At 42.6% G+C, this 12,302-nt stretch carries 12 protein-coding genes; 6 read left to right on the top strand and 6 right to left on the bottom strand.

Annotated features, from left to right (window positions below; genetic code table 11):
- Positions 1-2 precede the first annotated feature (2 nt).
- The 4 genes from ACXAFJ_RS06380 to ACXAFJ_RS06365 form a co-directional block, all read right to left on the bottom strand.
- A complete protein-coding gene (locus ACXAFJ_RS06380; RefSeq protein ID WP_475322208.1) occupies positions 3-1,055 on the bottom strand; it encodes a 3-deoxy-7-phosphoheptulonate synthase in 1,053 nt (350 codons plus the stop codon).
- A 71-nt stretch (positions 1,056-1,126) separates the two neighbouring features.
- Entirely contained in the window at positions 1,127-1,243 is a 117-nt protein-coding gene (locus tag ACXAFJ_RS06375) for a hypothetical protein (RefSeq protein WP_475324073.1), read from the bottom strand.
- Positions 1,244-1,299: 56 nt separating this feature from the next.
- On the bottom strand, positions 1,300-3,789 hold the full coding sequence (feoB, locus tag ACXAFJ_RS06370; RefSeq protein ID WP_475322207.1) for a ferrous iron transport protein B: 2,490 nt from the start codon (positions 3,787-3,789) through the stop codon (positions 1,300-1,302).
- A 2-nt stretch (positions 3,790-3,791) separates the two neighbouring features.
- Positions 3,792-4,034: a FeoA family protein gene (locus ACXAFJ_RS06365; protein ID WP_475322205.1), complete on the bottom strand. Its 243-nt coding sequence runs from the start codon at positions 4,032-4,034 to the stop codon at positions 3,792-3,794.
- 228 nt (positions 4,035-4,262) lie between these two features.
- Here ACXAFJ_RS06365 and ACXAFJ_RS06360 point away from each other — a divergent pair, with 228 nt between their 5' ends.
- From ACXAFJ_RS06360 to ACXAFJ_RS06340, 5 genes are all read left to right on the top strand, one after another.
- Positions 4,263-4,571 (top strand): hypothetical protein, encoded by a 309-nt coding sequence (locus ACXAFJ_RS06360; RefSeq protein ID WP_475322204.1) that lies wholly within the window; start codon positions 4,263-4,265, stop codon positions 4,569-4,571.
- A gap of 31 nt (positions 4,572-4,602) precedes the next feature.
- Complete coding sequence (locus ACXAFJ_RS06355; protein ID WP_475322203.1) at positions 4,603-5,385, top strand: DUF4198 domain-containing protein; 783 nt, start codon at positions 4,603-4,605, stop codon at positions 5,383-5,385.
- 52 nt (positions 5,386-5,437) lie between these two features.
- On the top strand, positions 5,438-5,740 hold the full coding sequence (locus tag ACXAFJ_RS06350) for a hypothetical protein (RefSeq protein ID WP_475322201.1): 303 nt from the start codon (positions 5,438-5,440) through the stop codon (positions 5,738-5,740).
- A complete protein-coding gene (locus ACXAFJ_RS06345; protein WP_475322200.1) occupies positions 5,703-6,632 on the top strand; it encodes an ATP-binding cassette domain-containing protein in 930 nt (309 codons plus the stop codon). Before ACXAFJ_RS06350 ends, ACXAFJ_RS06345 begins: the two co-directional genes overlap by 38 nt.
- 196 nt (positions 6,633-6,828) lie before the next feature.
- On the top strand, positions 6,829-8,244 hold the full coding sequence (locus tag ACXAFJ_RS06340; protein WP_475322199.1) for a DUF4857 domain-containing protein: 1,416 nt from the start codon (positions 6,829-6,831) through the stop codon (positions 8,242-8,244).
- A 55-nt stretch (positions 8,245-8,299) separates the two neighbouring features.
- Here the strand turns inward: ACXAFJ_RS06340 and ACXAFJ_RS06335 are convergent, their stop codons facing one another.
- Positions 8,300-9,673: a hypothetical protein gene (locus ACXAFJ_RS06335; RefSeq protein WP_475322197.1), complete on the bottom strand. Its 1,374-nt coding sequence runs from the start codon at positions 9,671-9,673 to the stop codon at positions 8,300-8,302.
- Positions 9,674-9,758: 85 nt separating this feature from the next.
- Between ACXAFJ_RS06335 and ACXAFJ_RS06330 the strand changes: the two genes are divergently transcribed.
- On the top strand, positions 9,759-10,607 hold the full coding sequence (locus ACXAFJ_RS06330) for a CvfB family protein (protein ID WP_475322196.1): 849 nt from the start codon (positions 9,759-9,761) through the stop codon (positions 10,605-10,607).
- A 180-nt stretch (positions 10,608-10,787) separates the two neighbouring features.
- Here ACXAFJ_RS06330 and rsmF read toward each other — a convergent pair whose 3' ends face one another.
- Positions 10,788-12,212, bottom strand: a complete 1,425-nt coding sequence (gene rsmF, locus ACXAFJ_RS06325; protein ID WP_475322195.1) for a 16S rRNA (cytosine(1407)-C(5))-methyltransferase RsmF — start codon at positions 12,210-12,212, stop codon at positions 10,788-10,790.
- Between the last annotated feature and the right edge of the window lie 90 nt (positions 12,213-12,302).

Here is a 12,302-nt window from a genome sequence, read left to right as displayed (position 1 = left end):
GCTTATTTCTGCTCTCTAACGGCTTTCGCCAACATGTCTAACATGGCGACGGTGTCGTCCCATCCTAAACACGGATCTGTGATGGATTGACCGTATTCTAGGTTATTAATATCAGTCATTGGTTGATTACCTTCAACAATAAAGCTTTCAGCCATAATGCCCGCTACAGATTTGTGACCGGCTCGAATGTACTCACAAATGGATTGTGCAACATCCAACTGTTTGCGATGTTGTTTTTGGCAATTGGCGTGGCTGAAATCAACCACTAGACGTTGTGGTAGGTCAAACTGCGCTAGTTGCTCACACGCTTGCGAAATGGATTCGGAATCGTAGTTTGGACCTTTATCGCCACCTCGAAGAATCACGTGACCATACGGGTTACCACTAGTACGGTACACGGTCATACGGCCATTTTTATCTGGCGAGTAAAAATAGTGTGATGCATTAGACGCGCGAATCGCATCGATAGCAATTTTTACATTGCCATTTGTGCCGTTTTTAAAGCCAACAGGACAAGATAACGCTGAAGCCATTTCGCGGTGGATCTGCGACTCCGTGGTGCGAGCACCAATTGCTCCCCAAGTAATAAGATCAGCGATGTACTGACCCGTTATCATATCCAAAAATTCTGTTGCAGTTGCCAATCCAAGCTTGTTGATGTCTAAAAGAAGCTTACGCGCTTTGCTTAAGCCAGCTTCAAGTGCGTAAGAACCATCAAGGTTAGGGTCTGTGATAAGTCCTTTCCAGCCTACAACAGTACGAGGTTTTTCAAAGTAAGTACGCATCACGATAAACAAGCTATCTTTATATTGATCTTGAATGTCTGCTAAGCGTTGTGCGTAATCTAACGCTGCGTCAGTATCGTGTACGGAACAAGGTCCAACAATCACCAATAAGCGAGAGTCTTTACCGCTAATAATATCTTCAATTTGTCGGCGAGATTTAGCAATGCGATTGGCGACTTCATCCGTGATTGGGTGTGCGCTTCCTAGCTCTGCTGGTGTTGGCATAGGTCCCAGAGGCTGGGTTCTAAGTTCGTCTGTTTTTAAGGGCATACCGTCGCCTATCCTTCGATTACTGCAAGCCCGTTAAGATAGCGGAAACCAAACCAGGAATAAACTGTTAATCAGCGGTTCCGACTAGAAAAATTAGACTTTTTAGCCGAACTGGGGCAACTACCGCAACCGTTGCCGCAATCGTTTCGCTTTCGGTGGAATTTTCGAAACAAAAACATAACGGCCATCAAAACTGCCAATGTCGGTAGTATCCAATCACTCCAATGGTTAGCGGAATCCATCACTAGCTAATCTCCTTAATTGGAATTGACATAGAATCGGATTTCTTCCTAAAGATGCCTTTCATACCTAAGAACAGGACCGTGGCTAAAGAAGTCCAGTAAACGACACTCATGGCAATGATACCGGACCAGTTAAACACGCCACCAAGTGTATAAACTGAACTGGCCGCTACAAATCCAATGAACGTTGGAAGGGTAATCGACAACAGCATCCAGCGGTAACCACCAGTTTGTACTTTAATCATCATGACTGTCGCCAAACAAGGCGGATACAATATGAAAAATACAATTAAGGCAACCGCCGCCAATTGCCCGTTATTGGCAAACTCTTCACTTTTCGCCATGCGTTTTTCAAGTTTCTCGGATTGATTCTCTTCATCTTGCTGAAATAACACACCCAGGGTCGCCACGCTGCTTTCTCTGGCAGCGAAGGAGGACAGCAATGCGATATTGATTTTCCAATCAAATCCAGCGTACTGAGAAACAGGCTCTACGGCTTTACCGAGTTGTCCAAGCAGTGAGGTTTCAAGCCGTCGCTCTTTTATCGCACGTCTAAGTTTATTACGCTCTGAAACGAGCTTACGAAGGCCTTTGAAGGCGACTTTAGAGTCTTTGCCGCCTTTGCGATTAACAATTTCAAAATAAGTCGCATTGCGTGCTATATAAATGGAATTAACCTTGGCGGAGGCTTCGGCACCTTTTGCATTCAATTTACTCTGTTTGAAATCCGAGTAATAATTGACCAATTCTAAAATTGCTTGATCAGAGAGCAATTCCTGATAATCGGTTTTCTTGACTACTTTTTTAAATTTAGCGACCGCCCGTTCAGCCTTTACCTGATATTGCTGAGCTTCAGATTCAGGTAATCCGGGAAACTGCAATAGGACAAAAATAATGGTAGAAACCGCGACGACTATTGTCCCTACCTTTTTTACATACATCCAAGTACGCTCAATGGTTCGTGTTACAACACTTCTTGCTGTTGGCAAGTTGTAGCGGGGCAATTCCATAATAAAGGGAGACGTTTCCGTCCGTTTTAACACGGTTTTAGTAAGAAGTTTCGCAACTAACAGGGCAGCGATAACGGAAAACGTCGAAATATAGAACATCATTAGCGATTTATCTTCGACAAAGAAAATGCCTAGCAATAAGGTATACAAAGGGACTTTTGCGAGACAATTCATGAAAGGGACCGTAAGAATCGTAGCTAATCGAGCGCGATTATCTGGAATACCTTTCGTTGCCATTACTCCGGGGACGGCGCAACCGCCAGCAAAAACACCGGATAGAATCATGGGCAAAGTGCTTTGTCCATGAAGGCCAAATCGATGCAATATACGGTCTGCTATAAACGCGATTCTCGCCATGTATCCTGAGTCTTCTATAATCGCAATCAACGCAAACAGAATAAGAAAAATGGGGATGTAGTTGAGCAATGTATTGGCTGAGTCAACAATCCAAAGTCCCATAGAGCGGGTTAGAGGATCATTGATAAAGCCTGCATTTGGCAATATACCCGCGATGATTTCTCTGGCTGAAGCTAAATAGGGCCACCAGTAATTTGTTAACTCGTAGCCGTACACTATCGAGCACTGATAGATGCCAAAGATTGTCATTAAAAGAAAAATGGGGGCACCTAGCGGGTTTAACACAACACGGTCAACTTTTTCAGACAGCGTTTCCTTAGCAGTATCTGAATTTGATGTTCGACATACCGTCACCAATTCTTCAACGAGCTGATATCTGGTCTTTGATATGTAATCTGCGACACTGATGTCATTCGACGCTTGAAACGCTATAGCAAACTCATCGATGGTCTGCTTTAAAGCGTCATGTTCATTAGTCTCAATACTCTCTGAAACTAGTTTGTTGCTTTCAATATCACCTTCAAGGAGTTTGAGCGCTAACCAACGTTTGGGGTAATACTGATTTATTGAATCAGGAAGTAACGCAACAATTTCTTGAATTGATTGCTCCAACTGCGGGTAAGTAATAATTCCTGTATTCGGTTTTGCTAGTTGAATACTGTCTTTCAGTTCATCTAGTCCTCGCCCAGTTCGGCCAATTACAGGTAAGCAAGGAACGCCCAGTTTTTCCGAAAGAGCGGAAACATCGATGTGCAGCCCGAGCTTTTCGGAAACATCAAACATGTTTAATGCGACGAGAAAGGGCTTGCCTAATTCCGCTAGCTGAATTGTTAAAAGTAATGAGCGTTCTAGGTTAGCACTATCTACCACATTAACTATGGTGGCTGCTTCGCATTCCAAGATAGCCTTGCGAGCGACTCGTTCTTCTAGCGAATAGGAAGAAAGACTGTATGTGCCAGGTAAATCTGTGACAGTGTAATTTATGTCATCAATTGTAGTTGTACCGGAACGCTTGTCTACCGTTACACCTGGGTAGTTTGCAACATGCTGCCTAGCCCCCGTTAACGAGTTAAAAATGGTTGATTTACCGGCATTTTGCTGACCGGCAAGTAATATTTCACGCACGATCAGTTATCTCCCTTGGCTAGCTGCAAATGGATAGTTTGTGCTTCTAATTGGCGAATGATGATATGAGTTCCATCAATTGCGACTTCTATTGGGTCCCTCAGTGGTGCTCTGCGCACTAGGGTTAAACTTCTGCCTGGAACCAAACCCAAATCCATTAAGCGTTGTCGTATCGCACCCTCGGAACGGTGAGTGACTATGGTCCCCGTTTGACCTGGCTGAAGTTTTGATAAAGGGATGGACATCTGAGATTCCTAGTTGGTCTAGTGTCTGTGATTGTATTGCTTACACTTTGTTACGAGTAGCTGATAATGCAAACAATTATCACTTGATTGACTTAGATCAACAGAAGTGAAGTTGATAATAAATATCACTTTTGTTTGATGAAGCTTCATCCTAGTATTTTTCGAAAATCGCAGTAAATGCATGAAAATCGATCGAAATTTAAAATATTAAACTGTTAAGGATAGGTTATGAAGCGGTTAATTTTGCTGTTTTCAGCGCTGGTACTGTCAGCAAGTGTGAGTGCACATACGCCTTTATGCTCGTGCTACGACTTCGGAGATAACACCATTTTGTGTGAAGGTGGTTTCTCAGATGGCGGTTCAGCAGCTGGAGTTGATATGAAGGTACTCGACGCGAGTGGTGCAGTACTAATTGAAGGAAAAATTAATGATGACGGTGAGTTTGAGTTTCAAAAGCCAGAAGGCGATTACACCGTAGTGTTTGATGCAGGCCCTGGACACGCAATTGAAATTCCAGGCAGCGAGATTGTTGAATAATTTTTTGTAGTACATTTTTGGGGATGAATCGATGAAAAAAACACTTATTGCAAGCTTGGTTGCGCTTGGTATGTCTAGCGCCGCCAATGCTCACTTTTTACTTATGCACACACCGGAATCCATGTTGGAGAAACCAGCAACTTTAGATATGAAGTTTGTCTTTGGTCATCCTATGGACAATGGTCATGTCATGGATCTGGAAAAACCAGAGAGCTTCTCGGTTACCTTTAAAGGTAAAACGACAGATTTGTTAGATAGCTTGAAGCCGATTACTTGGACCGGACCAGATAACGACGCGAAAGCTTATCAAGCCGAATACAAAATTCGCCGCAATGGTGACTACATATTTTCAATGGTGCCAACACCTTATTACGAAGGTGGTGAAGACATCTACATTCAGCAAATTACCAAACGTTACGTCAACAAAGGTGGTTTGCCGACAGGGTGGGAACAGCCGCTAGGTTTAAAAACAGAAATCGTTCCACTAAACAAACCGTATCAGGTATTTGCAGGTAGTACCTTTACTGGTCAAGTACTAGCAGACGGTAAGCCGGTATCTGGTGTGGAATGTGAAATTGAGTTTATGAATACTGAGGTAGACTCAAAAGCGAATGCATTTGGTAAAGATACGTTCCGTGAGCCACCAGCATCTGCCATTGTCGCCATTACTGATCAAAACGGCTATTTCACTTTCGGAATACCAACGGCTGGTAAATGGGGCTTTGCTTGCCTAGGTTCTGGACCTGACAAAGAGTATGAAGGAAAAGAGCTGTCGCAAGACGCCGTGCTTTGGATAGAAGCCCAGAGCTTATAGAGAGACAGAGAGCCAACGAAAGTTGGCTCTTTTTTATTGGGGATTTGAATTGATGAGACTGCCTTTATTTGGCTTCGTTATGTTTTTTACCTCTTTGGTCAACGCCCATACTGCATTGATGGCGTGTTATGACGAAGGAAATGGTTATCTGATTTGCGAGGGCGGCTTTAGTGACGGTGCTTCTGCACAAGGTGTGCAATTTCGTATCGAGCAAAATGACCATGTATTGTATCGAGGTCAGTTTGATGAATTTGGAGAGATCTACATCGAAAAGCCTCAGGGCGAATTTGTGTTAGTTCTCAATGCTGGAGAAGGGCATGTGGTCTACATCGAAAGCAGCCAGATCAGTCAATAACGACCTAGAATCGCTACCTATTTCTGTAGCTGACGTAGATTTCTGTTACGGAGCCAAAAAAATCTACGAAAACTTGTCGTTAGAAGTTATGGCGGGACAACGATTTGGTCTGTTGGGTAAAAATGGTGTTGGCAAGTCGACGTTGATTAATCTTTTGATGGGGTATCTTGCTCCACAAAAAGGGGAATGTCGCCTATTTGGACAAAAAGCGAATCGACTTGATGTGCAAACAAAACGTCGAGTGGCGCTGCTGTTTGAAGGTTTTGTAACTTATGACACTTTGTCGATACGTAACTTAGAGCAGTTTTATTCGAGCTTTTATCCGAATTGGAAAAGTAAGTACTTTGTACAGCTACTCGATTTGATGGATGTAAATGTCACCCAGAAAGTTGGTTCATTGTCGTTTGGTCAACGCTCACAAGTCGTCTTAGGTTTGCTATTGGCGCAGGATGCCGATTTATTAATTTTAGATGACTATTCACTTGGGCTTGATGCGGGCTATCGACGGCTATTTATTGACTATTTGGATGACTATTTAGCCAATACAAGCAAAGCCGTGTTGTTAACTACACACGTGATGGATGATTTAGAATCCTTTATCGACTCTTTTGCTATCGTGGATCGATCAACAGAGGTTTTTCAATCCGATATGGGGAATTTCAATAAATGCTATCGTTGCTACCAGATTAATGACAATACATCCATTGATGAGCAATCAAAAAATGCCATCAAATTGCACCCAATGGTACACAGATACGAACACTATCGGGGCAAACATTTCATCTATTCTTTCCGCCATCTAACTGAATTACACACGGAGCTTCAAGTCAATTTAGTTGAAGTTCCAATGACATTTGAAGCGAGATTTTTGGGTTTTGTTGGTAAATATTAGTCCGCTAGCAGCCATCATTACTAAAGAGTGGCTAAAATTACGTCTTTATTTTTTTCTGTCATTGCTGTTGACGATAATCAGCGGTTTATATTTGTTTCACGAGCTATACTGGCTTACTGAAGAAATCGAACCTAACTCAATGGTTTGGTATAGATTCAGTACCCTCGGTCATCGGCCTTATTTTTGGATTTGGTGGTTGAGCTTAGGCATAGGTTGTCTATTTGCCAGTGCCCAATTTATTCATGAACAGATAGCCGGCCGAATTCGTCTATTAGTCCACCTGCCAATATCGAGTCGACAGTTGACCCTTGGCTTATTCTCATGCGGTATCGGTCTTGTCATTGCAGTCTCTTTGGCTTTAAGTACGACAACCATACTTTCGATGATGTGGTTTTATCCGGTACATGTAGTGACGCAAGTTGCGCTAGATTGCTTTTCAGCTTTGGCGCTATCGGTAGCGAGCTATCTGTTCTTTGCTAATTTGATTATGGCGTTATCGAACTCTCAACGGGTTTGGCTCTCGTGTTTGGGACTTTCCTTCCTTTTCTTCTTTCATAGCTTAAACAACACTAACGTCGCAATTTTTGTAGGAGTTGTATTGGTTGTTTTAAGCGTTCTCACTTTAGCTTTGAATATTGAAAACACGAAAGCCAATGATAAGCCCAAAAATCTTTTCAATTATTTGGCGGTTGGACTTCCAGTTCTATTGCTCGCGGCACCATTTACTTTAAACAATAGATTGCTCGCTCAAGAAGCCAATATCTACTGGTTTTATTCGCCCATCGAAAAAGGGTTGGTTTATCAAGAAAACCTGCCACATCATCAGTTCAGATACGGTACACAAGATGAAACGATTGATAAAAAAAGCTTTGAACAGTTATTACCTTTTCAGCATTGGAAAAACCTAGATATCACAGGCCAGTTACCAATAGAAATTGAAGGCAGCCAATATGGAAAAAACGACATTCGTCAATCGCGTATGAGTTTACAGTATCAGGTAAGCAATAAAACCAGCGATAGGGCTTTGTTCCCGTTGTTTAATGCCAAATCCAGTATTGGTTCAATCCCATTTCCGGAGAAAATGTTTGCTATTGCGGGCGGTAAATTGGTTGTCTTTGATGGAGAAAGAGGCAGTGTCAACAAAGTCGAGTCTGAAATTCTCAATCAAAAACTGTTGTCGAACCAGTTTAGATTTCCAGTAACCGATATTTGGGGAAAAACAACCAACATGAAGCCATTTGATTGGGGATACTTCGTTAAGGACTCTGAAGGTAAGGTTTTTCATATGTTGAAACATGACGATGTTTTCAATGTAGGTTCGGTGAACTCCCTTGATCACAGTCGTTATGTTTATGTTTCTGAAAACCGAGCCAAGCAGTTTGTGGGTTACAGTTTGTCTAAAAGTGGGCAGGTTAATCTGATTCACTATCCGAACTATCAAACTTCAGCTATTTCGTTACCCAATTTTGATTCAGAGACTATGCAGTTTCAGATGTTGAAGGATCCAAAATACTATGTATTCCGTTACGACGATGGTTCAAGATTTCATGTTGCAGCGTTTGATCATAAATTCAATCAGCTCGATTACGCGTCTAAAACACTGAGCCAGTAGCGTTTATTTCCCGTACTAGGTGTACCTTAGTACATGAAAGGATGCAGAATTTTCACTAAGATTTAGACGGAAGATCGTCCAGCTTAATCGCTTCGATAGCAACGATTCTGCTGCGGTTAAGGACGATTTTCCAACGATAGTAGTTGTCTGGTTTACCCGGAGTACGCTCGCGAGCGATCAAATTAAGAAGATGTCGTTTTTCTACCGATTCTCGGCTAACTTGATTGTTTTCATTAAGCACGTAAACGCGATTCGAGCCTTTGTCCATATGACGCATAATAGCTCGCATGTCGATTGATAGAGTTTCCCGTGTCTCTTCATAGCCACTCAAAAATCGTGAAGTCGACATTTCAGTTTGAGAGCGATAGTGAAGAACGTCTTCGCCACGCTGTACAACTCGCTTTTTGCGTATTGCTTTGATTGCATCCGGCAGCTTTTCGCGTTTGGTAAAGTCTAACCATTCTAGTTTAGAACCGACCGATTTTTGAGTTGTCGCGTCGCTGTAGGTCTTTTTCCACTTGGGTTTACCTTTGCGTATCCATCGCCATAGTACGTCTCGTAGGTCGTCTTTAAAGATCTCTCGAAGTGCGTAAACCACGGACATAGCAGCGACAAAAGAGACGGTAATTTCCCCCCAATAATCACGTGCACTTAACACGGCAATCGTGACCAAAATCATCACTAAGCCTGTAGCAACACCTTTCGCCGCGCGCTTGGTGTTGTTACCCAGTGAAGTGGTTTTTTCCAGCAAAACGATAGGGTGTTCAATAAGACGTCTAAGAAGACGCATTTTATTACTTAATCTTGTGACGTCTTTACGAACACTTTCAGAGTTGTATTTGTTGAGCTTGCGATGTGCCGCTTCTTTTTCGACGATGGCCAATAAGCTGTCTTTAAAAGCTTTATAGTCACCCTCGCGAGGCATGTGCGCCACTAACGACAACATTTTTTGCCCAGTGTACCAAGACAAATAGTTATCAATATTGGCGTAATAGCGCTTTAGATTTTCTTCGTAAGGCACACTGCGTCGAAGCCGCTTTAAAATATCCAGAGCAAGGTGAAGTAATTCATCCACCTCATCGGTTGTCAGTGCTTCTTCTTTGGATTTGTTGAGTTGTGCAACCGCTTTGTCTAAGGCAATTACGTATTGATAAGCAAACAAGCTTAGACTCACTCGATATTGAGTAGAGGATAATCTGCCACGTTTTGCTAAGCGACTGTGAACCAGAGGGAGTAGAGTTTTGTCACTGTAATAAGCGCGTTTTTGCGTGATGTGATTGTAGTAAAAATCGCTTTCTTTGATGACCTTAGGTGTAAATCCGATTTCGCCCGGAATGAAAAAGTAGTAATCCAATCTAGAGCGTTTGGCGACAGCTAATGAATGAGTTAGTTTTAGCGATACGCCATCTTGAATTTCTAAGGTGACCAACGACAACTCCTTTACGATGATTTTACTGCGCAAGAATACCAGAGATTGGGTATAATCACCGCAAATTTTGTACGAGACACTATATATGATTGAAGTTGGCCAATTTAATCGACTAACTGCCACAAAAAAGACCGATTTTGGCGTTTTTTTAGACGCCGATGATTTTGGCTCGGTTTTGCTCAAAAACAAATTTGCCCCAGACGATATAGAAATTGGGGATCAAGTTGATGTGTTTCTCTATTTCGACGCCGATCGTCAGGTTGTCGCGACCACGGAAAAGCCGATCGCCCAAATTGGTGAATGGGGCTTGATGAAGGTAGCAAGTGTTAATAGTACAGGTGCATTTGTCGAGTGGGGAGTGAAAGACAAAGATTTACTTGTGCCATTTAGCGAGCAAAGAGGCCGATTGCGTCCCGGACAAAACATCTTAGTCTATGTCTATAGCGACAAAGCAAGTGGTCGAATTGTTGGTACAACGAGATTCAATAAACTGTTAGACAAAACACCTGCGGCTTACACACGTAATCAAGAAGTGCAGATACTCATTGCCGAACGCAGTGATTTGGGTTTCAAAGCGATTGTTAATGGCCAGCATTGGGGAATGATTTTTCCTTCCGATGTGTTTGGAAAGCTGTTTATTGGTAAGCGTTTAACCGCCTATATTAAAGAGGTTCGAGAAGACGGCAAAATCAACCTGTCTTTACAAAAAGTCGGTGTGGAAAAAATGGATGACTTAAGTGTTAAAATCCTAAACACGCTTGAAAAGCGCGATGGATTTTTACCACTTAGCGACAAAAGTAGCCCTGATGCCATTTTTGACGTGTTCCGAACCAGTAAAGGTACGTTTAAAAAATCAATTGGTGCTTTGTACAAACAGAAGAAAATCCGCATCGAAAAAAGCGGCATTTATTTGGTCAACAACGAATCAAAATAGTTACATTGTAACTCGGTGGCCTTGAAAAAAAGCCCAAGAAACAAAACCTTGGGCTTGGGGAAGGGCTCCTAACAAGAGCCTGCGCTAAATAAACTGTGTAAGGGGACAGTTACCTATAAGGCTAGTGTAAATTGCGCAGACTTCCACTTTTCTACGGGACTAAATTCTAAGCTGCTAGCTTTAAAAGAGATTTTTATCTCTTACCAACTCACGAGGCAGTCCATTCTTAATACGATTGCCTACCCATTTACCCAAACCAATAACAGCGCCTTGATGACTGACGATCACTTCGCCTTTAGAAGTGGCTTCGGGACGGATGTCTCTACCCATAAACCAGTCTCTAGCTTGTTCTCTATCTAAGTCGACCATATTGGCGTTTTGGTTGAGTTTGAGCTGGTCTGAAGCGAGGCACGTTGCGACTTGGTGTTGCCAGCGATAACCGTTTTTGTGGACTTCAGCGATTTTGATTCCCATTCGAGAGAAACGCATTTCAGTCAGAAACGGTTCTAGCATAGTAGGGAACAGCCACACATCTTTGTCTCTGAACCAGAGTTGGTAACTAACAGGAATATCAAGCTTTAAGCTTTTCGTTAGCGCTTCTTGAAGTTGTTGATTCTGCTTTTTAGAAGCTTTTTCGAATGGAAACTTGCCCAGTTTCTTGTTTACCACCGGCGTTTCTACAGGAGCTAACTTGCGTAATTTGGCAATAAAAAAGCCTTCGCTGTCGTAGGTATGAGGGAAAACATGGAGAAAGCCTTCGTCAGTTAATGACTTGTCTGCACCAGGAAATAAATCAGCGATACTGACAAACTCAACCGCATCGGAAAATTTGTCTTTCAAAAAATGCAGAACCTGCTGATTTTCTTCAAGGCTTAGTGTACAAGTTGAGTAGACCATAGTCCCGCCCACCACTAGAGCTTGAAACGCGCTCTCAATTAACTCTTTTTGTTTTTCTGCGATGGCATTAACCGATTCCAAGCTCCAGTTTTTCATTGCGTTTTCGTCTTTTCGAAGCGTACCTTCTCCGGAGCATGGAGCGTCCAGTAAAACATAATCAAACGATTCACTTAGCCATCCACCAAATACGTTGCCATCATAGTTGGTCAGTGCCGTATTTTGCACACCACAACGCTCGATATTGGCATGAAGCACTTTTACACGACTCGATGAAAATTCGTTGGCAACTAACACACCTTGATTATCCATCAAAGCGGCAAGTTGCGTGGTCTTCGAACCTGGCGCTGCGGCCATGTCTAATACTCGACATGATTTTTCTGGGGCTAGTGCTTCAACAGGAAGCATTGAACTGGCTTCTTGAATGTAAAATTGCCCGGTCATGTGTTCTGGGCAATTACCTAGCGGCGTAGTTGATTCGTCAGCCTCTATCCAAAATCCTTCCTTGCACCAAGGGATCGGCTCTAAGGACCACTTATTGCGCTGGGCTATGAGGTTGAACTCCTCAACACTGATTTTGAGAGTATTGACACGAATACTTTTTCTTAATGGCCTTTTACATGCTCGAATGAAATCATCGAACTGATCATCGGGAATCAGTGGGCGAATGTGATCGTTAAACGCGTCGGGTATATAAACCTTGTCGTGCATAGTATTTTGTAGAGAAACTGCATAGCGAATTTAGCTGGTGAGTATAACAAAAAACGCAACCTACAAGGTTGCGTTTTTATGTGGTGAACT

It is taken from the genome of Vibrio sp. ABH4_348 (assembly GCF_056159765.1).
This window is presented reverse-complemented; position numbering and strand designations above follow the sequence as displayed.

Coding starts and splice junctions, on each gene's coding strand:
- ACXAFJ_RS06380 (WP_475322208.1), bottom strand. CDS start 1,055: ATGCCCTTAAAAACAGACGAACTTAGAACCCAGCCTCTGGGACCTATG.
- ACXAFJ_RS06375 (WP_475324073.1), bottom strand. CDS start 1,243: ATGGCCGTTATGTTTTTGTTTCGAAAATTCCACCGAAAGCGAAACGAT.
- ACXAFJ_RS06365 (WP_475322205.1), bottom strand. CDS start 4,034: ATGTCCATCCCTTTATCAAAACTTCAGCCAGGTCAAACGGGGACCATA.
- ACXAFJ_RS06360 (WP_475322204.1), top strand. CDS start 4,263: ATGAAGCGGTTAATTTTGCTGTTTTCAGCGCTGGTACTGTCAGCAAGT.
- ACXAFJ_RS06355 (WP_475322203.1), top strand. CDS start 4,603: ATGAAAAAAACACTTATTGCAAGCTTGGTTGCGCTTGGTATGTCTAGC.
- ACXAFJ_RS06350 (WP_475322201.1), top strand. CDS start 5,438: ATGAGACTGCCTTTATTTGGCTTCGTTATGTTTTTTACCTCTTTGGTC.
- ACXAFJ_RS06345 (WP_475322200.1), top strand. CDS start 5,703: ATGTGGTCTACATCGAAAGCAGCCAGATCAGTCAATAACGACCTAGAA.
- ACXAFJ_RS06330 (WP_475322196.1), top strand. CDS start 9,759: ATGATTGAAGTTGGCCAATTTAATCGACTAACTGCCACAAAAAAGACC.
- rsmF (WP_475322195.1), bottom strand. CDS start 12,212: ATGCACGACAAGGTTTATATACCCGACGCGTTTAACGATCACATTCGC.